Genomic DNA, 20,521 nt, shown 5'->3' with positions numbered 1-20,521 from the left:
GAGCTTGCTCGCGAAGGCAGCGACTCGGTGTAGAGCCGTTCAGGATTTGTCGGAGGGGTGATTCATCGGTGGTGGCTGAAGGGGATGGACTTCACGCCCACGCAACGCAGTTGCCACATAACCGCAGGCGCGCCTGGCTCCCGCGTAAATGCCGTGCCAGCCCGGCGGTGCCGGCTCGATGGCGGCATGCAACGCCCGCGCATAATCAAGCACCAGGCCCGGCGTCCAGGCCATGGCCTCGGCGCGCTTGCGCACCTGAGCCGCGACCCAGAATTCGGGACTGATGATGACCCGGGCGAAATCCAGCATGCTCGAATGCCCCCGGTTCATCGCACCTTCCAGTGCCGCTTCCAGGCTGTGCGCAACGGCACTCGAACAGTTGCGGCTGGTGAGGTTGTAGGTGGTGGTCTGTCGATAGGCCGCCCAGAACGCCTGAAGCCGCGCGGCGTCGTAGCGCGCGAAGCTGACCTGAACCGACGACGGGCACCAGTCGGCGACCTCGCTCGCATAGTCCGGCAGAAACCGCCCCACCACGTCGTTGTTCGGCGTAGCTCGCAGCAACCGCACGAAATCCCCCGCCGAGCGATCGATATCGTCCAGCGGGTAATGGCTGATGTAAATGTCCGGCCCGCATTCCAGTGCCGCGTGGCCGGCAGAGATGACGCCGTTGATATCGACCGCCGCGATATAACGATTGAGGAAGCGGTTGCGCACCAGGGTGTCTTCAACCGTGCCGCTGGGTGTCCAGACATGGATCACCATTGCGCTGTTGCATGCAGGGGCATGGACCGGGGAAGGCGTCACCGGCGACGGTCTGTTCTTGAACCGCCATGCCTGCTGCAACAAGGCACAGCCCGAAAGAAAGATGCTCATGCCGATGCAGAACGGCACCGTCCCCTTATAGAGGCTCGGATACGGTTCGAGGATGAACACGCCAAAGCCGATCTCGAACAGCGCCACCAGCAGTGACATTCGCCAACCGACAAAGCGCACCACCACCGCAGCCGCCAGTCGAAAACCGCCATCGAGCAGAAAAGCCGCACCGAACAGCACCGCGAGAATCACACCGGCAGCATGCTGTCGGTCGACGATCAGCAGCCCCAGCAGCAGAAACGCCAGACCGCGAGCCTTGCGCAAAACCGCCGCTGTGCCGGTTTTCGGGGCCGGCACCAGCAGAATGATCAGGGCTTCGAGCAACAACAGATAGCCGAACACATGCAGCGGAAAATACAGAACGCCGTCCAGCGCATCGATGAAGATGGCCACTCCGGCCGCACCCCAGACAACGCCGGTCAATGCCAGGGCTGACCAGCGCCGGCGTACAAAATCGTGACCGAGCAAGACCATACTCAAACGAACCATTGGCGCCCCCGGGGCGTTTCGGGCAGCCGCAAACGGCGCCCTTCAAGCTGCGGTCAGTCTAATACATCCAGAAAAAAGCCGGATCGTGGTGACACGATCCGGCCTGGGGGAACGCGGGCTAGAAATCCCTCTTGTAGAAGATGTCCAGCGAACTGGCCACGCCGCTGGCGGCTTCGAGGTAGACCTTCTTGCTCAGCTTGTAGCGCAAGGCGATGGTGTTGGCCGGCTCGAACACGCCGACGCCGTAACGCAGGCTGAGTTTTTCCGAGATGTTGCCGCTGGCCACCACGCTGGTGGTGTTGCCGCTGCCCTGGGTGTCGAGCTGGAAGTCCTGAATGCCCAAATCACTGGCCAGACTGCTGGTGACCCCGGAACTGCCCATCAGGCCCAGACCGAGCGCCGCCTGTGCGAGCATGTTGTTGTCCTCGCCGGTAGTGCTCAGCGGACGCCCCAGCACCAGATAGGACAGCGCTTGTTCCTGGCTCATGGCCGGTTCCGAGAAGATCTGTGTCGTCGGCTGCTCGGCGCTGCCGCTCAGGCGGATACCGGCGATCACATCATCGGTCTGGCGAATCGCTTCGATGTCCAGATATGGCTGATCGATCGGGCCGGCAAACAGCAGACGCGCGCGACGCACCGTCAGGCGCTGACCATAAGCGCGGTAGCGTCCGTTGTTGAGCCACAGCTCGCCACGGGTGTCCATGTTGTCGCCGATGTGCACCTGGCCTTGCAGGTTGGCGGTCAGGCCGAACCCGGCGAAGCTCAACTTGTCCTGGCCGACCACCACGTCGATGTCCATTTTCATCGCCAGCGGCGGCTTGCCCTCTTCGGTCTGCGCGCCGACGATGATCGTGTCATCGGAGACTTTCACCGTCGATGGCGGCAGTTCGCGCACGGTGATTTCGCCTTTCGGTACCAGCACCTTGCCGGCAATCGCCAGCTCATCGCCGGCCATGGAAATCTTCAGGTCCGGCGCTACTTCCAGTTTCGCGTAGGGCTCGACCGTGACCGGCAATTGCGTGCCCTTGAGCGCCAGATCCACCACCAGCGCCTGACCCCAGGCGATGTTGCCGTTCAGACTGCCCTGCCCGCTCTTGCCGCTTTTCCAGCCGCCGTTCAATTGCACGGCTTCACCGGCGATCACCGCTTGCAGTTGCAGCGCCTGCAACTCCAGCGGCAATTCCGGGCCGGACACTTCGCCGTCACTGAGTTGTACGGTACCGTTGACCAGCGGCGCGAGCAGCCCGCCGGAAATCGTGCCGCTGCCGTTCAGGCGCCCGGTAAGTTTCTCGACCATCGGCACAAACGGCCGCGCCACCGACAGATCCAGTCCGCTAAGGCGGAATGTACCGCTGAGCGGTTTGTTCTTCGGCAGCGGGTTGAGCTGCGCCTGCACCATCAGCTCACCGAGCTTGCCGCCGACGAAGTTGAGATCAGTGTCGATGCGTTTCGGCGTGAGTTTGCTGGTGAGCTTGAGGGTCTGGTACGGGAAGTCGACCCACTGATCCTTTTCCTTCATGCGCAAGGTGCCGCCGCTGGCGTCAACGCTGATCTGGCCGTTCGGGCCGCTGGCCGGCAGGTCCAGTTGCAGGTCGGCGTTGAGCTTGCCCTGCCAGGCGAAATCCTTCGGCAACCACTGCGCCAGGCTTTCGATCGGGAACTGCTTGAGGTGATAACGCAGCTTCGGCTCCGGCATAAGGCGTTGATCTTCACCGCACAGGCTGGCATTGCCGGACATCCAGCAATGGGCGCCAAAGTTGATCTTGCCGTCGGCCAGACGTTCGAGTTTGGCCGGGTTTTGCAGCTTCCAGTCTTGGCCGCCGGCCTGAATGTCGCCGCTGGCCAGACGCCCGCGCCAGTTGCCCTTGTCCAGATTGCCGTCCAGACCCAGCGCCAGTTTCAGCTTCGGCCCGAGCAGGTCGAGGTTGAGTTTCTGGTTTTTGATATCGCCCTGGGCGCTGGCGGTCAGGGTGCCCAGCGACGTATCGCCGGCCTGGATGCCGCTGCCCTTGAGGTCGATTTTCGCCCGTTGCGCGCTGTCGAGGGTGGCGTCGAGGTTAAGGCTTTGCAGGCGATTGTCCTGGAACGCCAGTTGCGAACCTTGCAGACCGAGCTTGCCCTGCGGTGCCTTGAGCGTACCGGCAACATCGACCCGACCGTTGATCTGCCCGCGCAGCTGCGGCCAGAGCTGGGCCAGACGCGCCAGTTTGATGTCGATCTGCCCGATGAGCTTCTGTTGCAGACTGCCCTTGCCGTTGATGCTGTTATCTCCGAGGCGGATTTGCAGGGCATTCAGATTCCACTGCTCGCCCGCGCCGTCGGCCTTGGCTTGCAGGATCGCCGGTTGCCCGCGCAGTTTGCCCTTCAGGTCGAGGTCGGCATTCAGGCTCAGGCGCTCGTTTTTCATTTCGCCTTTGCTTTTCAACGGTCCGGCCAGGGTGCCCGGCAACTCCGCAACCCAGTACGCCGGGTTGAGCGCCGACAACTCCAGCGCGGTATCCCAGGCAATGCCATCGGCGAACTGCACGTCCACATGGCCTTCGGCCTTGCCCTGCCCGGCTTCGAGTTTCAGTTGTGGCAGGAAAATCTGCTTGAGATTGCCGCTGAACGGACTGCTCAGGGTGAACGCTCCCGCCGGCCCATCTGCAGCGGCGGCAAAGTTACCGAGGTACTGACCGTCGGTGTAGGAGACTTCGCCGGTGAAGGTACGCAACGTGACCTGCGGCTCGTCGATCTCCGGATAGAGCCGGTGCCAGGGAAAATCCAGCCAGTTGATATTGGCTTGGGCGCTGAGGCCTTTGCTCCAGTCGACGTTGCCGGTGAGCTTCAGGCTTTGCTTATCGTTGGCTGTCAGGTCGAGGCCGGCAATCTGCGCGCCTTTGGCGTCGACCTTGCCTTTGAGCAGCAACGCCACCGGGCCTTTTTCAGCAGGCAGTGTCGCATTGCCGAGCAATTGGTAACCGTTCTTCAGGTCGCCTTCGCCGGTCAGTACCAGTTGATTGAATTGCAGGGTATCCGGCAGATCGGCGCTCGGCTTGAAAGCCTCCGAGGTGATCCGCACTTTGGCCGGCAGGTTTTCTACCAGCGGTTGCAGCTCGCCGCTCAACTGGCCGTCGAGGTAGCCACGGCTGTCGGCGTGCAGGTTGAGGGTTTTCAGCAGGTCGCCGTCGACTTTCAGCGCCAGCGTCCACGGTTCGGGTGCCGGCGACGGCAAGGTCAGATCACCGGTGATGTTCAGCGGCCAGTTGCCGGTCGGTTGCAACAGGCCGGACAGGTTCAGGCTCAACTCGTCGCGTTGCAGTTTCACGCTGTCGATCTGCATGCCCTTGGCGGTCCAGTGCGCCGCCAGTCGCAGGCCTTTCAACTCTTCACTGCCGTTGAACAGCAGGCTGCCGACCTGCACGTCGCCCAGCTCGATGGCCACGGGCAATTGCAGATCCGGAAGCTTGATCGGGCCGCTTTCAGTGACTTCCTCGCTCGGCGGAAATTGCAGGCTGACGGTATCGGCCTTGAGCTGTTCGATGCACAACGTCATGCGCGTCAGGCACAGCGGCGACCATTCGAAGATCGGCTTGCTCAGCTCGACGCGACTGGTGTCCTGCTGCCAGAGCAGATGATCGGCGCTCCACTGCCCGCCGAGGCGACCCTGGAAATTGTCGACGCTCAAACCCGGCACCAGACCCAGCACCCAACGGCTGCCGGCCTGCGTTCCGAGCACAGCGGTAATGCTCAATACAATCAGCAGCACCAGCGACAACAGCGCCAGCGCGGATATTTTCAAACCACGCTTCACAGCTCAGGCCCCATGGAAAAGTGCAGCCGGATGCCGCCATCGTCGTCCAGCGCATGGGCCAGGTCGAGGCGGATCGGCCCCACCGGCGAAACCCAGCGCACACCGATACCGACCCCGGTCTTGAGGTTCGGCAGTTCGAGTTTGTTGAAGGAGTTGCCCTGATCGACGAAAGTCGCCACGCGCCACTTCTCGGCGATCGAGTATTGATATTCGACGCTGCCGGCCACCATGTAGCGCCCGCCGATGCGGTCGCCCTCGGAGTTTTCCGGCGACAGGCTCTGATAGTCGTAACCACGCACGCTCTGATCGCCACCGGCGAAGAAGCGCAGTGAAGGCGGCACCGACTTGTAGCCGTTGGTGGCGCTGCCGCCGACCTGTATCCGGCCGAGCAAGCGGTGCTTGTCGAACACGGTGGTCAGGCCTTTGACCAGCGCCGTGCCGTAAACCAGGTTGTTGTCCGAGCCTAGGCCTTCTTTCGCAACCTTGCTTTCGAAGGTCAGGCGATAGCCATTGTGCGGATCGATGCGGTTGTCGCTCTTGAGGTAGGAATAGCTGACACCGGGCATCAGCAAGGTGCTCAGGCCGGAGTCGTCGCCGAGCTGGTATTCCTCGCGCTGCCATTTCAGCGAGATCACCCGCTGCCAACCGCTCGGCAATTTGCTGTGCCACTCCGGGCCGAAGGTCAGCAGCTTGCTCAAGGTGTCGGAGCCGTCGATGTCTTCATATTGATAACCGCCGGCCCAGCGCAGTTTGTCGGTCAACGGCGGGTCCAGCGGGATGTCGTAGAACAGGCCGACGTTTTGCCGTGGCGCCGACAGTTCGGCCTCCCAGCCATAACTGTCGCCCTGCGGGTTGACCCAATGGCGGGTCCAGTTGGCCTTGATTCGCGGGCCGACGTCAGTGGAATAACCAAGACCCAGGCCCATGGTGCGCGGCTTGCGGGTGTCGAGTTTGACGTCCACCGGGATCACGTCGTTTTTGGCGGCGGTCGGCGCGGCGTCGACCCGCACGCCTTCGAAATAGCCGCTCGATTGCAGGTCGCGGTTGAGTTCGGCGATCAGCTCGGAGTCATACGGCTCGCCGGCCTTGAACGGCACCATGCGTTGCAGCAGGTCTTCGTCGAACGGGGTGTCGCCTTCGAAGCTGACCTTGCCCAGCGCGTAACGCGGGCCGCTTTCGTAGATCAATTCCACGTCGGCGACTCCGGCGCGGGGATCGACCATCAATTTCTGGCTGGTGAAACGGCCACTGAAGAAGCCATAGCGCGACGCCTGGTTCTGGATCAAACGCTTGGCGTCTTCGTAACGCCCATGGTTGAGCACCGCGCCGGGCTTGAGCACGTCACTTTTCGGGACTCGAAAGGATTTGAGAGAGGCCGCCGGGCCGTCAACACGCACGGTCACGTTGCGCAGGCGAATCGGCTCGCCGGGATCGATGTTCAGCACCAGACGCGGTTTTTCACCGCCCTTGACGTCGCTTTCGATCTGCGGCTGGTAATAACCCAAGGCCTGGGCGGCCTTGCGCGCCTGCTCTTCGGCGCCGCGACTGAAGCGCTGCAAGGCTTCTTCGTCACGATCGCCGAGGCTGCCGATATAGCCTTCTATATTGGCTTTCAGTTCATCGTTGGACGGTTTGATCCGCACATCCAATTCACTTTGCGCCAGCGCCGCGCAGCTGGTTAACAGCATGAGCACGCCACTGGTAAATCTTCCTGGAAACTTCATAGGCGCGGATGCTATCACGGGCTTGGGAGCGTGATAGAACAGGAAATTCCCCCAAAAGTTCGACGGTCATCCCGTTGCTGTTTGTAACACCTGTGGGTTGGCGTGGAAAAACACGTGCTCGCGCACCGGGCCGACGGCCACTTCACCGATTTCCTCGTACCCCTGACGCTTGTAGAACTCCAGGTAACGCGGGTTGCCGGTGTCGAGGATCACGCCTTGGGAGCTTTCGTCCACCGCGCACCAGTTGTGCACCGCTTGCAGCAGCTGTTCGCCGAAGTGTTTGCCTTGAAATTGCGGATGCACGCCGAGCAGCGGCAGCATGTGCACCGAGTCGGTCGGCACGCAGGCTTCAACGGCAGCGTGATACTCCAGATAACGCCGGGTGCAACGGAAACCGGTGCTCAGCACCATGCGCAAACGCCAGGCCCAACTCTCGGTAACACCCAGACGCCGTTGCGGCGGTGCAATCAGGGCGATACCGATCAGGCGATCGTTGACCAACAGGCCGATGGCGGGCAGATCCTGCAGAAAATGCTGTTTGACCAGCTCCCGCACCGTGGCGCGCACCCGTTGTTCGTAACCCGGACGCTCGGCTTCGAACAGGTAAGCGAAGGTCGGCTCGTGGCGGTAAGCCTGATAAAGAAGGGATCGCGCTTCCCGGGAATAGCCGCGGTCGAGCATGTGGATGTCGGCGATGGCGGTTTGGGTTTCAGGCATGACGGTGATTCTCCCTGGACGGGACTCAACAGGCCCCGTTCTTGTTATACGAGCCTTGGGCTGAAGGGATCGTTCCCACACCCGAAAGACATTAGCAGCGCATATGGACTACCGCCACGCTGGCCCAGATCCTACATGTCAGCTAGCATCGCCCTTTTGCCAGGACTGCCGACCATGAAGATCGTTTCCTTCAACATCAACGGACTGCGGGCCCGTCCGCATCAGCTGGCGGCGCTGATCGAAAAGCATCAGCCGGACGTCATCGGCCTGCAGGAAACCAAGGTCCACGACGACCAGTTCCCGCTGGAAGAAGTGCGGGCCCTGGGTTATCACGTGTATTTCCACGGCCAGAAAGGCCATTACGGTGTCGCCCTGCTCTCGCGCCAGGAACCGATTGCTGTGCACAAGGGCTTTGCCACCGATGAAGAAGACGCGCAGCGACGCTTTATCTGGGGCACGTTCGCCGACGCCAACGGCGTGCCGGTGACGATCATGAACGGCTATTTCCCACAGGGCGAAAGCCGCGACCACCCGACCAAATTCCCCGCCAAGCAACGCTTCTACAGCGATCTGCAAGCCCTGCTGGAAAGCCAGTTCCACAACGAACAGCCGCTGGTGGTGATGGGTGACGTCAACATCTCCCCGGAAGACAGCGACATCGGCATCGGCCCGGACAACATGAAGCGCTGGCTGAAAACCGGCAAATGCAGCTTCCTGCCGGAAGAGCGCGAGTGGATGGCCCGCCTGAAAAACTGGGGCCTGACCGACAGTTTCCGTCACCTGAACCCGGACGTGACCGACACGTTCAGCTGGTTCGACTACCGCAGCCGCGGGTTTGAAGACGAGCCGAAACGTGGCCTGCGCATCGATGTGATTCTGGCGTCCCATGGTTTGCTGCCACGGGTGAAGGCTGCCGGTGTCGACTATGAACTGCGCGGGATGGAAAAGCCTTCGGACCATGCGCCGATCTGGCTTGAATTGAGCTAATACGCTTGAGGCAGAAGATCACAACCAGTGGTTGTGATCTTCTGGCCTGTCATCTTTCAGCAACCTCACTGACTTAATCTCCCCGGCAATCCCCTTGGCTGCAATCGGTGCCGGCATGACCCTGCGTGTTCTGTTCGTCTTTCTCCTGAGCGCCTGGCTGCAGGTTGGGTTTGCGGCGTTGCCCATTCCCGAGAACGGCCCGGTATTGCGCATCCAGGGTTCCAACACCATCGGCGCGGCGCTCGGCCCAGCGCTGGTGGAAGGCCTGTTGCAAGATCAGGGGCTGTTGAAAGTCCACAGCGAAACCCCGGACACCGCCAACGAACAACGGGTCGTCGGCCTGACGGCCCAAGGCCAGAGGGTCGTGGTGGAGATCGCCGCCCACGGTTCGAGCACCGGTTTCACTGCACTCAAGAACGCCAGCGCCGATCTGGCCGCCTCCTCGCGCCCGATCAAGGACAGCGAACTGCTGAACCTGCAAGCCCGGGGCGATCTGAAAAGCCCCGACGCCGAGCAGGTCATCGCCATCGATGGCCTGGCGATCATCCTTCATCCCGACAATCCGCTGAATCAATTGAACACCGAACAACTGGCGCGGATCTTCAGTGGCGAGGCGAAAACGTGGGAAGACGTCGGCGGCAAGGGTGGGACGATTCATTTATATGCGCGGGATGATCAGTCCGGCACCTACGACACCTTCAAGGAACTTGTCCTCAGCCGTCGTGGGAAATCCCTGAGCAATGCCGCGAAACGGTTTGAATCCAGCGAGCAGTTGTCCGACGCCGTGAGTGCCGATCCGCAGGCCATCGGTTTCATCGGCCTGCCCTATGTGCGACAGGCCAAGGCCGTGGCGATTGTTGACGGGCAATCCCAGGCGATGCTGCCGCTCGCCAGCCTGATTGCCACCGAAGACTATCCGCTGTCCCGGCGGCTGTTCTTCTATCTGCCGCCCGACAGCAACAATCCGTGGGCCAGGGCGTTGGTGGAGTTTGCGCAGAGCCGTCAGGGCCAGGCGATTGTTGCGGCCAACGGCTTTATTGCCCAGACCGTGCAGGCCATCGCCGTCACGCCGAATGCGCTGATGCCCGAGGGTTATCAATCCCTCAGCCGCCACGCCCAGCGTCTGACCGTGAACTTCCGTTTCGAAGAAGGCAGCGCCAGCCTCGACAACAAGGCCCGCCAGGATCTGGCCCGGGTGTTCGACTATATAAAGCACCACGACAAGACCGACCGCGCGGTAACACTGGTGGGCTTCGGCGACGCCAAGGACGACCCGGCACGGGCGGATTTGCTGTCGAAGCTGCGGGCGATGGCGGTACGCAGGGAGCTGGTGAAAAACGGCGTGGTATTGCGCGAGGTGCGCGGGTTTGGCGCGCTGATGCCGGTGGCGACCAACAGCGGGGATGAAGGCAGGAACAAGAATCGGCGGGTTGAGGTTTGGGTTTACTGAACCTCCCCGATCGTTCCCACGCAGAGCCGTGATCGCTCCCACGCAGTACGCTGATCGTTCCCACGCTCTGCGTGGGAATGCATACCGTGACGCTCCGCGTCACAGTGGACGCAGAGCGTCCATGGCTGCGTTACCACGCAGAGCGTGGGAACGATCAGGGCTGACGCGGAATGTCTGTAATCAGCGCTCGCTACGCAGCATTTCCATCGGCACATACTTGCCGATCTCGAACTTGCCGATCGCCGCGCGGTGCACTTCGTCCGGGCCGTCGGCCAAGCGCAGGGTGCGTTGCATGGCGTACATGTAGGCCAGCGGGAAGTCGTTCGACACCCCTGCCCCGCCATGAATCTGGATCGCCCGGTCGATCACCCGCAACGCGACGTTCGGCGCCACGACCTTGATCTGCGCGATTTCGCTCTTGGCGACTTTGTTACCCACGGTGTCCATCATGTACGCCGCTTTCAGGGTCAGCAGGCGTGCCATGTCGATTTCCATCCGCGAGTCGGCGATCTTGTCGACGTTACCGCCCAGACGCGCCAGCGGTTTGCCGAATGCAGTACGGCTCACCGAACGTTTGCACATCAGTTCCAGTGCACGCTCGGCCATGCCGATCGAACGCATGCAGTGGTGAATCCGGCCTGGGCCAAGGCGACCTTGAGCAATTTCGAAGCCGCGTCCTTCACCGAGCAGGACGTTTTCGTACGGCACTCGCACGTTGTCGAACAGCACTTCGGCGTGACCGTGCGGTGCGTCGTCGTAACCGAACACCGGCAGCGGACGGACGATCTTCACGCCGGGGGTGTCGACCGGCACCAGGATCATCGAGTGCTGGGCATGGCGCGGGGCATCGGGATTGCTCAGGCCCATGAAGATCAGGATCTTGCAGCGCGGATCGCAAGCGCCGGAGGTCCACCATTTCTTGCCGTTGATGACCCACTCGTCGCCATCGCGCACGGCGCGGGCGGCCATGTTGGTGGCGTCGGAGGACGCAACGTCCGGTTCGGTCATGGCGAACGCCGAGCGGATCTCGCCGCGCAGCAGCGGTTCGAGCCAGCGCTGTTTCTGTTCTTCGTTGGCGTAACGCACCAGCACTTCCATGTTGCCGGTGTCGGGTGCCGAGCAGTTGAACGGCTCGGGCCCGAGCAGCGATCGGCCCATGATTTCCGCCAATGGCGCGTATTCGAGGTTGGTCAGGCCAGCACCCAGCTCCGACTCAGGCAGAAACAAATTCCACAGCCCTTCCGCTTTCGCCTTGGCCTTGAGTTCTTCCATGATCGCCGTCGGCTGCCAGCGATCGCCTTCTGCGACCTGGCGTTCGAACACGGCTTCGGCCGGGTAAACGTAAGTGTCCATGAACGCGGTCACGCGCTCACGCAGTTCTTGCACCTTGGGCGAATAAGCGAAATCCATGAGCAATTACCTTTTTTCGGCAGGTTGTTTAAGTCATGCAATCGATGCTAGAACAGCGTTGATAATTTACCTAGCCTATTCTCGGCGTGTATAAACATTCATCACCGATATATGATTGATTGATTTTCCTGGCCGCCCTGACCCGCGCCATCCATCTATAACAAGCACCTATAACAAGAGAGCCGCGTAATGAATCTGAGCAAGGTCGACCTCAACCTTTTCATCGTCTTCGACGCGATCTACACCGAAGCCAACCTGACCCGCGCCGGGCAGATTGTCGGCATAACCCAGCCAGCGGTTTCCAACGCATTGGCGCGGTTGCGCGAGACCTTCAACGACCCGCTCTTCGTGCGCACCGCCCAGGGCATGGTGCCGACGCCCATGGCGCAGAACATCATCGGCCCGGTGCGCAATGCGCTGTCGCTGCTGCGGGTATCGGTTCAGGAAAGCCGGATCTTCAACCCCTCGCAAGCGGTCAAGACTTACCGCATCAGCATGACTGACCTGACGGAAGCTGTGATTCTGCCGCCACTGTTCCAGCGCCTGCGTCGTCTGGCGCCGACAGTGATCATCGAGAGCTTTCTATCCAAACGCCGGGAAACCACCAAGGAACTGGCCGCCGGGCGTCTCGACTTTGCCGTGGATGCGCCGCTCAACACCGACCCGCAGGTGCGCCACGTCAAGCTGATGGAAGACCGTTACGTCTGCGCGATGCGCAAGGGCCATCCGCTGGCGACCAAGGAAAAATTCACCCTCGACGATTACCTGTCGCTGACCCACATTCATATTTCCAGCCGGCGCAGTGGCCTGGGCCACGTCGATCTGGCGCTGGGCAAAATGGGCATCCAGCGCAAGATAGCCCTGCGCTCGCAGCACTACTTGATGGCGTCCCAGGTGTTGCAGCAGACCGACATGGTGATGACCGTGCCGGAGCGTTTCGCCCGCCGCCATGACCTGCATGCGTTCAATCTGCCGGTCAACGATGTGCCGCCGGTGGAAACCCATTTGTACTGGCACGAAAGCACCGATCAGGACCCGGCCAACCGCTGGATGCGCGAGCAGATGATCGAGTTGTGCCAGCAAGTGACAGCGCACGAGAAGAAGCTCGACAAGCTGCAGGCCCCCGCTACTTGACGTAAACGTCAACCTGCCATTAGCTTAGCGCCAAGACCCTCCTTCGAGCGCTTTCATGAGTAGCCAGACCTATAGCATTTCCGACCTCGCCCGCGAGCTGGACATCACCACCCGGGCGATCCGTTTCTATGAAGAACAAGGCCTGCTCAGCCCTGAGCGCCGAGGCCAGGAACGCATCTATTCGCCGCGCGACAAGGTCAGCCTGAAGCTGATCCTGCGGGGCAAGCGCATCGGTTTTTCCCTGGCCGAGTGCCGCGAGCTGATCGAGCTCTACGACCCTTCCAGCGGTAACACCAAACAACTCAACAGCATGCTGGCGAAAATCAGCGAACGCCGGGAACAGCTTGAACAGCAACTGCTGGACATCGAACAGATGAAGCTGGAACTCGACACCGCCGAAGAACGCTGCGTGCAAGCGCTGGAGCAGACGCTCAAGAGTCAGCAAGTCGCGCAGTAGCCTCCCGACAACTACAACAGGTCAACGCCATGTCCCTCCCCTCCCAAGTACGCCTGATCGAAGTCGGCCCGCGTGACGGCCTGCAGAACGAAGCCCAGCCCATCAGCGTCGCCGACAAGGTGCAACTGGTCGACGCCTTGAGCGCCGCCGGCCTCGGCTATATAGAAGTCGGCAGTTTCGTCTCGCCCAAGTGGGTGCCGCAGATGGCCGGTTCCTCCGACGTGTTCGCGCAGATCCAGCGCAGGCCCGGCGTGACCTACGGCGCGCTGGCGCCGAACCTGCGCGGCTTTGAAGATGCGCTGGCGGCCGGGGTCAAGGAAGTTGCGGTGTTTGCCGCTGCTTCCGAAGCGTTTTCGCAACGCAACATCAATTGCTCGATCAGCGAAAGCCTGGCGCGGTTCGCGCCGATCATGGAATCGGCGAAACAGCACGGCGTTACCGTGCGCGGTTACGTGTCCTGCGTGCTGGGCTGCCCTTATGAAGGCGAGGTCGCCCCGGAACAAGTGGCCATGGTCGCCCGCGAGCTGTACGCGATGGGCTGCTACGAAGTGTCGCTGGGTGACACCATCGGCACCGGCACCGCGGGCGCCACCCGCCGGCTGTTCGAAGTGGTGTCGAAGCAGGTGCCGCGAGAGAAACTCGCCGGCCACTTCCACGACACCTACGGCCAGGCCATGGCAAACATCTACGCCAGCCTGCTGGAAGGCATCGCGGTGTTCGACAGCTCGATCGCCGGCCTCGGCGGCTGCCCGTACGCCAAGGGCGCCAGCGGTAACGTCGCCACCGAAGACGTGGTGTACCTGCTCAACGGCCTGGGGATCGAGACCGGTATCGACCTCGACGCCTTGATTGCCGCCGGCCAGCAGATCAGTGCGGTGCTGGGTCGCCCGACCGGTTCGCGCGTGGCCAAGGCCCGTAGCGCACAGTGAGGGGATGGTGTTACCGCCGAGCGCGAAACGTGGGCACAAGCGAGTAACACGGAAACAAATTGTCTGGTTTTGCCTGAAGGATAAATCCTTCAAAAATCTCAAACCCTTGATTTAAAAGGTTTTTTAAAAGTTGGCACGGCTTCTGCTATCTCTATGGCATAACAAGAATAAAAAGCAGCAAACCAATAAAAATAAGACGTACCGACTCTGACATAACAAAAACAACACGGCAGAGACGCAGCTAACAGATTTTTTTGGAGAAGGTGTGCTTTTCAGGGTATTCCTCAGAATGACCCGCAACCGGGCAGAGAACAATAAAACTACCTTCAGGTAGCTCCCGAATCGGTTGGATCGCTTGGCGAGAAAGCAGATCAGCGCTCAAAAAAATACGTTTGCTCTTGACCCCGGATGGGGGTCGCCAAAAAACAGCGGTAAAGGGCCACGGTTGCCAAAAACAACAACAGACCGCCCCTCAATAATAAAAAAGAGCACGCGACGACAAAATTAAAGGGGAGCTTCGGCTCCCCTTTGTGCTGTCTGGCGTTCTGAAATTGTCCGCGACGGATCTCCTCCCCCTTCTCGATCTAGCCCCCACATACAAGTAATCTCCAAAAAAACACGGAGGGTTTACGGCTTTCGCTGTGTGTAAACACGACGCCGCATGGGCGTTTAAAGTACACGAACCGTTACGCCACGAGGGCTACAACACCTTGCGTCGTTGCCTACGCGTACGCCAGAATCCGCCGGCTTACGCGGCTATGGGGTGGGCTATATCGTTTCCCTGTCACTGAAAAACAGTGATCGGGTTTGGTAGCCCGTCTGTAATAGCTGTATGGCAACACCGTATGCAGGCCCTTTTGGGGGCTCTGTTTTATGGTGGTCATGCGTGGGGCTCATTCGTGAGCGCCGGGTTCCTATTGCAGCCGGTCTACCAACCCGCGTATGGCCGCCACCCATCGTTTGGTAGCGTGGGTGATGGCTCCCTGAGATCTGCGATAGGAGTTACACGTATGTTCAAAGCCACACCAAACCCACCAGAAACCGATTCAATCCCCTACGACGCCGCACTCGAAGCCGAAAACATAAAAACGGCCACCGAGCGGGCGATCAATCATTACCTCGATCCTGGGGCGCAGAAGACGTCCAAGCCATCGCGCAAGCCCGGCAAGATCTATCTGGTCAATCCAACGATGGATGACGAAACGCTGCTGGTCGAAGCGTGCGAAACGCTGTCGTCGGCCAGTGACATGGCCCGGGATATTGGCGAAACCGTCGATCCGTCGCAGCGCAAGGCGATGCAGATTCTGCAGCAGGTCATCATGCTGAGTGAGCTGCTGGTCAATCGTGTGCTGGATAACCATCACGTCTCGCGGTAGTTGCCGCCTCGGTGAGGGGCTTGTCCCCTCACTGCCTGGCAGCCGTCTATAAAAATCCTCAAGCGACTCTTTTCCGGAGTTCCAGCTGATGTCCAAGACCGTCATTCCACCGTTAGAAGATCCGGTGTCCCCCTACGAGTTTCCCGATTCTAGAAAGCTCCACGACGCCGCCGAACGCGCCCTCGACTATTACCTGACACCCGCAGCCCGGATCATGGCCACACCCTACACCCCAAACGACATGTTCATGGTCAACCCGCAAACCGACACGGAATCCTTGCTGGCCAACGCCTGCGAATCCCTCGCGTCAGCCACGGTCATGCTCGGTGACTTTGCCGGCCTGCTGGAAGGGCCGAACCGCAAGACCCTGTTGGGCATTGCGCAAGTGGTGATGTTGGGGGAGTTAGCGGTTAATCAGGCGTTGGAAAATGTAGAAGTAAAGCAATAAGCGCCGCTTTCGAAGCCAGGGTGCGCGCCCTGGCTTCGAAAGCTCTAATCGTCAGCCCTCGTTGCTACGTAACTCCTCGATACTGATCTCACGCATCCGGAATTTCTGGATCTTGCCCGTCACCGTCATCGGAAACTCCTCGACAAACTTGAAGTACCGCGGCGTCTTGAAGTGGGCGATGCGCTCCTTGCACCACGCTTGCAGTTCTTGTTCGGTCGCGCTGTGGCCGGGATGGAATTTGATCCAGGCGACGATTTCCTCGCCGTAACGCGAGCAAGGAATGCCGATCACCTGCACGTCCGCCACCGCTGGATGGGTGAAGAAGAACTCTTCCAGTTCACGCGGGTAAATGTTCTCGCCGCCACGGATGATCATGTCCTTGTTACGGCCGGCGATGCACACATAACCCTCGTCGTTCATGCTCGCCAGGTCGCCGGTGTGCATCCAGCCTGCTGCGTCGATGGCTTCGGCGGTGGCATTCGGGTTGTTCCAGTAGCCGAGCATCACGCTGTAACCACGGGTGCACAGTTCGCCGATGGTGCCGCGTGGCACCGGGTTGCCGGCCTCGTCGATGATTTTGCTTTCGAGTTGTGGCTGGGTGCGGCCGACGGTGGTGACGCGCAGCTCCAGTTCGTCGGATGGGCCGGTCTGCAGCGAGACCGGGCTGGTTTCGGTCATGCCGTAGGCGATCTGCACTTCGCTCATGTGCATCTCGTTGATGACCCGGCGCATCACTTCGATTGGGCAAGTCGCGCCGGCCATGATCCCGGTGCGCAGGGTCGACAGGTCGAATTCAGCACGTTGTGGCTGATCGAGCATGGCGATGAACATGGTCGGCACGCCGTACAGCGCGGTAGCTTTTTCTTCGGCGACGGTGCTCAGGGTCAGCAGCGGATCGAAGGCATCGTTGGGGTAAATCATGGTGCTGCCGTGGGTGATGCAGCCGAGGTTGCCCATGACCATGCCGAAGCAGTGATACAGCGGCACCGGGATCACCAGGCGATCAGCAGCGGTCAGGCCGAGACTTTCGCCGACCATGTAACCGTTGTTGAGGATGTTGTAGTGACTGAGGGTCGCGCCCTTGGGGAAACCGGTGGTACCAGAGGTGTACTGGATGTTGACGGGTTGGTCGAAGTGCAGGCTGTCGCTGCGTTCACGCAATTGTTCTGGAGAGACACTGGCGGCCAGATCGGCCAGTTGCGACCACGGGAGAAAACCCGAAGGCGGCTGGGGATCAAGGCTGATCAAGCCGCGCAACTCCGGCAGGCGCTCACTGCGCAGTTCGCCGATGGATTGCTCGGCCAGTTCCGGAAGCAAGCCTTGCAACATGCCGTGATAGTTGGAGCTCTTGAACGCCCCGGCGCAGACCAACCATTGGCAGCCGGATTGCTTGAGCACGTATTCGAGTTCGGAGCTGCGGTAGGCCGGGTTGATGTTGACCAGGATTACGCCGAGCTTCGCGGTGGCGAACTGAGTGATGCACCACTGAGCGCAATTCGGTGCCCAGATGCCGAGCCGGTCACCGGCCTGCAAACCCAACGCCAGCAGCGCTCTGGCATGCACGTCCACCGCGTCGGCCAGTTGCCGCCAGGTGTAACGCAGCTGCTGATGGCGCACCACCAGCGCCTCGCCGTCCGGGTACTGCGCGACGGTCTCGTCGAACTTCTGCCCGATGGTCATCGCCAGCAAGGCTTTGCTCTGGGAACCGCGGGTGTAGCTGCGCTGCGGGTTTGCACTGGGTTGATCCATGACGACCCCTATTGTCTTTATTAGTGGGTGTTGGACCGGAGCCATATGAGCTCCGACCATTCAGAACTGGCCCTACTCTCGCTCAAGTTGACGTTAACGTAAAGGGTGATTGACAGCCATTCGTCACAGGCTTACGTTAACGTAAAGGTGAGAACTGAAACGCCCTTCTCCCCACCCTACAAAAAAGCCAAAAGGTGACCCATGAGCTACCCATCCCTGAACTTTGCCCTCGGCGAAACCATCGACATGCTGCGCGATCAGGTTCAGTCCTTTGTCGCCAAGGAGATCGCCCCCCGTGCCGCGCAGATCGACAGCGACAACCTGTTCCCTGCCGATCTGTGGTGCAAGTTTGGTGACATGGGCCTGCTCGGGATCACCGTGCCGGAAGAGTACGGCGGCGCTGGCCTGGGTTACCTGGCGCACGTCGTGGCGATGGAAGAAATCAGCCGCGGCTCGGCTTCCGTGGCGTTGTCCTACGGCGCCCACTCCAACCTCTGCGTGAACCAGATCAACCGCAACGGCAATCACGAACAGAAAACCAAATACCTGCCGAAGCTGATCAGCGGCGAACACGTCGGCGCTCTGGCGATGAGCGAGCCAAACGCCGGTTCCGACGTGGTCTCGATGAAACTGCGCGCCGATAAACGCGGCGACCGTTTCGTGCTCAACGGCAGCAAGACCTGGATCACCAACGGTCCCGACGCCAACACTTACGTGATCTACGCCAAGACCGACCTGGAAAAAGGTCCGCACGGCATCACCGCGTTCATCGTCGAACGTGACTGGAAAGGCTTCAGCCGCAGCAACAAGTTCGACAAGCTCGGCATGCGCGGCTCCAACACCTGCGAGCTGTTCTTCGATGATGTCGAAGTGCCGGAAGAAAACATCCTCGGCGTGCTCAACGGCGGCGTGAAAGTGCTGATGAGCGGCCTCGATTACGAACGCGTCGTGCTGTCCGGTGGCCCGACCGGGATCATGCAGTCGTGCATGGACCTGATCGTGCCGTACATCCATGACCGCAAGCAGTTCGGCCAGAGCATCGGCGAATTCCAGCTTATCCAGGGCAAAGTCGCCGACATGTACACCCAACTCAACGCCAGCCGCGCCTACCTCTACGCCGTGGCCCAGGCCTGCGAGCGCAACGAAACCACGCGCAAGGACGCTGCCGGCGTGATCCTCTACACCGCCGAACGCGCCACGCAAATGGCCCTCGACGCGATCCAGATTCTCGGCGGCAACGGCTACATCAACGAATTCCCGGCCGGCCGTCTGCTACGTGACGCCAAGCTGTACGAAATCGGTGCCGGTACCAGTGAGATCCGTCGCATGCTGATCGGTCGCGAACTGTTCAACGAAACCCGCTAAACGGAGCTGTCCATGGCTATCCTGCATACCCAGCTCAACCCTCGTTCAGCGGAGTTCGCCGCCAACAGCGCGGCGATGCTCAAACAGGTCGACGCCCTGCACACCCTGCTCGCCCAAGTGGCCCAGGGCGGCGGCGCGAAAGCTCAGGAACGTCACACCTCGCGCGGCAAACTGCTGCCGCGTGAGCGGATCAACCGCTTGCTCGATCCGGGCTCGCCGTTTCTGGAAATCAGTCAGTTGGCCGCCCACGCTGTGTATGGCGAAGACGTGCCGGCCGCTGGCGTGATTGCCGGGATCGGTCGCGTGGAAGGCGTCGAGTGCATGATCGTCGCCAACGACGCGACCGTGAAAGGTGGTTCGTACTATCCGCTGACCGTGAAGAAACACCTGCGCGCCCAAACCATCGCCCAGCAAAACCGTCTGCCGTGCATTTATCTGGTGGATTCGGGCGGCGCCAACCTGCCGCGTCAGGACGAAGTGTTCCCGGATCGCGAGCACTTCGGGCGAATCTTCTTCAACCAGGCCAACATGAGCGCCATGGGCATTCCGCAGATTGCCGTGGTCATGGGTTCCTGCACCGCCGGCGGCGCCTATGTGCCGGCGATGGCCGACGAAGCGATCATGGTGCGCAATCAGGCTACGATCTTCCTCGCCGGCCCGCCATTGGTAAAAGCCGCGACCGGTGAAGTGGTCAGCGCCGAAGAACTCGGCGGGGCCGATGTGCATTGCAAGACGTCCGGGGTTGCCGACCACTACGCCGAAAGCGATGAGCATGCCCTCGCCCTCGCCCGCCGCAGCGTCGCCAACCTCAACTGGCGCAAGCTCGGCGAAGTGCAGCAGCGCGCGCCGATTGCGCCGCTGTACGCCAGCGACGAGTTGTACGGCGTGGTGTCGGCAGATGCCAAGCAGCCGTTCGATGTGCGCGAAGTGATTGCGCGACTGGTCGACGGTTCGGTGTTCGATGAATTCAAAGCGCTGTTCGGGACGACGCTGGTGTGCGGCTTCGCCCATCTGCACGGCTACCCGATCGCGATCCTCGCCAACAACGGCATCCTGTTCGCCGAAGCCGCGCAGAAAGGCGCGCACTTCATCGAACTGGCCTGCCAGCGCGGCATCCCGCTGCTGTTCCTGCAGAACATCACCGGCTTCATGGTCGGCCAGAAATACGAAGCCGGCGGCATCGCCAAACACGGCGCCAAACTGGTGACCGCCGTGGCGTGCGCCAAGGTGCCAAAATTCACCGTGATCATCGGCGGCAGCTTCGGCGCAGGCAACTACGGCATGTGCGGGCGGGCCTACGATCCGCGTTTCCTGTGGATGTGGCCGAACGCGCGGATCGGCGTGATGGGCGCCGAACAGGCGGCCGGCGTGCTGGTTCAGGTCAAGCGCGAGCAGGCCGAACGCAGCGGTCAGGCGTTCAGTGCGGAACAGGAAAGCGAGATCAAGCAACCGATTCTCGACCAGTACGAAGAACAGGGTCACCCCTACTACTCCAGCGCACGACTGTGGGACGACGGTGTCATCGACCCGGCGCAGACCCGCGATGTACTGGCCCTGGCCTTGTCCGCGTCGTTGAACGCGCCTATCGAACCGAGCCGCTTCGGCGTGTTCCGGATGTGA

At 61.0% G+C, this 20,521-nt stretch carries 15 protein-coding genes; 9 read left to right on the top strand and 6 right to left on the bottom strand.

Annotation, left to right across the window (positions count from 1 at the left end):
- Positions 1-39 precede the first annotated feature (39 nt).
- The 4 genes from CAF74_RS07880 to CAF74_RS07865 all read right to left on the bottom strand — a co-directional run bounded on the left by CAF74_RS07880 (position 40) and on the right by CAF74_RS07865 (position 7,596).
- Positions 40-1,362: a DUF308 domain-containing protein gene (locus tag CAF74_RS07880; RefSeq protein WP_085745956.1), complete on the bottom strand. Its 1,323-nt coding sequence runs from the start codon at positions 1,360-1,362 to the stop codon at positions 40-42.
- Positions 1,363-1,480: 118 nt separating this feature from the next.
- Positions 1,481-5,155: a translocation/assembly module TamB domain-containing protein gene (locus CAF74_RS07875; RefSeq protein ID WP_085745955.1), complete on the bottom strand. Its 3,675-nt coding sequence runs from the start codon at positions 5,153-5,155 to the stop codon at positions 1,481-1,483.
- Complete coding sequence (locus CAF74_RS07870; protein WP_085745954.1) at positions 5,152-6,879, bottom strand: autotransporter assembly complex family protein; 1,728 nt, start codon at positions 6,877-6,879, stop codon at positions 5,152-5,154. Before CAF74_RS07870 ends, CAF74_RS07875 begins: the two co-directional genes overlap by 4 nt.
- Before the next feature lie 66 nt (positions 6,880-6,945).
- Positions 6,946-7,596 (bottom strand): N-acetyltransferase, encoded by a 651-nt coding sequence (locus CAF74_RS07865; protein WP_007951503.1) that lies wholly within the window; start codon positions 7,594-7,596, stop codon positions 6,946-6,948.
- A 174-nt stretch (positions 7,597-7,770) separates the two neighbouring features.
- Between CAF74_RS07865 and xthA the strand changes: the two genes are divergently transcribed.
- Together xthA and CAF74_RS07855 are read left to right on the top strand one after the other, a co-directional pair.
- Complete coding sequence (gene xthA, locus CAF74_RS07860; protein ID WP_085667520.1) at positions 7,771-8,583, top strand: exodeoxyribonuclease III; 813 nt, start codon at positions 7,771-7,773, stop codon at positions 8,581-8,583.
- 115 nt (positions 8,584-8,698) lie between these two features.
- The gene (locus CAF74_RS07855) at positions 8,699-10,033 is read left to right on the top strand and encodes a substrate-binding domain-containing protein (RefSeq protein ID WP_085746265.1); all 1,335 of its coding nucleotides are present in this window, start codon (positions 8,699-8,701) and stop codon (positions 10,031-10,033) included.
- Positions 10,034-10,213: 180 nt separating this feature from the next.
- Here CAF74_RS07855 and CAF74_RS07850 read toward each other — a convergent pair whose 3' ends face one another.
- Entirely contained in the window at positions 10,214-11,443 is a 1,230-nt protein-coding gene (locus CAF74_RS07850) for an acyl-CoA dehydrogenase (RefSeq protein WP_085745953.1), read from the bottom strand.
- 189 nt (positions 11,444-11,632) lie between these two features.
- Here CAF74_RS07850 and CAF74_RS07845 point away from each other — a divergent pair, with 189 nt between their 5' ends.
- The 5 genes from CAF74_RS07845 to CAF74_RS07820 all read left to right on the top strand — a co-directional run bounded on the left by CAF74_RS07845 (position 11,633) and on the right by CAF74_RS07820 (position 15,787).
- The gene (locus CAF74_RS07845; protein WP_011334997.1) at positions 11,633-12,577 is read left to right on the top strand and encodes a LysR family transcriptional regulator; all 945 of its coding nucleotides are present in this window, start codon (positions 11,633-11,635) and stop codon (positions 12,575-12,577) included.
- 55 nt (positions 12,578-12,632) lie between these two features.
- Entirely contained in the window at positions 12,633-13,034 is a 402-nt protein-coding gene (locus CAF74_RS07840) for a MerR family DNA-binding transcriptional regulator (RefSeq protein WP_007951507.1), read from the top strand.
- Positions 13,035-13,063: 29 nt separating this feature from the next.
- Entirely contained in the window at positions 13,064-13,963 is a 900-nt protein-coding gene (locus CAF74_RS07835) for a hydroxymethylglutaryl-CoA lyase (RefSeq protein WP_085745952.1), read from the top strand.
- A gap of 1,010 nt (positions 13,964-14,973) precedes the next feature.
- On the top strand, positions 14,974-15,339 hold the full coding sequence (locus CAF74_RS07825; protein WP_085745951.1) for a DUF6124 family protein: 366 nt from the start codon (positions 14,974-14,976) through the stop codon (positions 15,337-15,339).
- A gap of 88 nt (positions 15,340-15,427) precedes the next feature.
- Positions 15,428-15,787, top strand: coding sequence for a DUF6124 family protein (locus tag CAF74_RS07820; protein ID WP_039767504.1), 360 nt, complete (start codon positions 15,428-15,430; stop codon positions 15,785-15,787).
- A 51-nt stretch (positions 15,788-15,838) separates the two neighbouring features.
- On the opposite strand, the gene CAF74_RS07815 is transcribed toward CAF74_RS07820, so the two are convergent.
- Positions 15,839-17,536 carry an AMP-binding protein gene (locus CAF74_RS07815; protein WP_085745950.1) on the bottom strand — a complete coding sequence of 566 codons (1,698 nt, stop codon included), beginning with the start codon at positions 17,534-17,536 and terminating at the stop codon, positions 15,839-15,841.
- A gap of 201 nt (positions 17,537-17,737) precedes the next feature.
- On the opposite strand from CAF74_RS07815, the gene CAF74_RS07810 reads away from it, so the two are divergent.
- Positions 17,738-18,901, top strand: coding sequence for an isovaleryl-CoA dehydrogenase (locus CAF74_RS07810; protein ID WP_085745949.1), 1,164 nt, complete (start codon positions 17,738-17,740; stop codon positions 18,899-18,901).
- 12 nt (positions 18,902-18,913) lie between these two features.
- Complete coding sequence (locus CAF74_RS07805) at positions 18,914-20,521, top strand: carboxyl transferase domain-containing protein (protein WP_085745948.1); 1,608 nt, start codon at positions 18,914-18,916, stop codon at positions 20,519-20,521.

Origin of the sequence: Pseudomonas sp. R45(2017), from assembly GCF_002112305.1 — a bacterium.
Lineage (GTDB): Bacteria > Pseudomonadota > Gammaproteobacteria > Pseudomonadales > Pseudomonadaceae > Aquipseudomonas > Aquipseudomonas paraglycinae.
This window is presented reverse-complemented; position numbering and strand designations above follow the sequence as displayed.

What these genes read in the sequence shown, in the direction of transcription:
- CAF74_RS07880 (WP_085745956.1), bottom strand. Translation starts at nt 1,362, where the DNA reads ATGGTTCGTTTGAGTATGGTCTTGCTCGGTCACGATTTTGTACGCCGG.
- CAF74_RS07870 (WP_085745954.1), bottom strand. Translation starts at nt 6,879, where the DNA reads ATGAAGTTTCCAGGAAGATTTACCAGTGGCGTGCTCATGCTGTTAACC.
- CAF74_RS07865 (WP_007951503.1), bottom strand. Translation starts at nt 7,596, where the DNA reads ATGCCTGAAACCCAAACCGCCATCGCCGACATCCACATGCTCGACCGC.
- xthA (WP_085667520.1), top strand. Translation starts at nt 7,771, where the DNA reads ATGAAGATCGTTTCCTTCAACATCAACGGACTGCGGGCCCGTCCGCAT.
- CAF74_RS07855 (WP_085746265.1), top strand. Translation starts at nt 8,699, where the DNA reads ATGACCCTGCGTGTTCTGTTCGTCTTTCTCCTGAGCGCCTGGCTGCAG.
- CAF74_RS07850 (WP_085745953.1), bottom strand. Translation starts at nt 11,443, where the DNA reads ATGGATTTCGCTTATTCGCCCAAGGTGCAAGAACTGCGTGAGCGCGTG.
- CAF74_RS07845 (WP_011334997.1), top strand. Translation starts at nt 11,633, where the DNA reads ATGAATCTGAGCAAGGTCGACCTCAACCTTTTCATCGTCTTCGACGCG.
- CAF74_RS07840 (WP_007951507.1), top strand. Translation starts at nt 12,633, where the DNA reads ATGAGTAGCCAGACCTATAGCATTTCCGACCTCGCCCGCGAGCTGGAC.
- CAF74_RS07835 (WP_085745952.1), top strand. Translation starts at nt 13,064, where the DNA reads ATGTCCCTCCCCTCCCAAGTACGCCTGATCGAAGTCGGCCCGCGTGAC.
- CAF74_RS07825 (WP_085745951.1), top strand. Translation starts at nt 14,974, where the DNA reads ATGTTCAAAGCCACACCAAACCCACCAGAAACCGATTCAATCCCCTAC.
- CAF74_RS07820 (WP_039767504.1), top strand. Translation starts at nt 15,428, where the DNA reads ATGTCCAAGACCGTCATTCCACCGTTAGAAGATCCGGTGTCCCCCTAC.
- CAF74_RS07815 (WP_085745950.1), bottom strand. Translation starts at nt 17,536, where the DNA reads ATGGATCAACCCAGTGCAAACCCGCAGCGCAGCTACACCCGCGGTTCC.
- CAF74_RS07810 (WP_085745949.1), top strand. Translation starts at nt 17,738, where the DNA reads ATGAGCTACCCATCCCTGAACTTTGCCCTCGGCGAAACCATCGACATG.
- CAF74_RS07805 (WP_085745948.1), top strand. Translation starts at nt 18,914, where the DNA reads ATGGCTATCCTGCATACCCAGCTCAACCCTCGTTCAGCGGAGTTCGCC.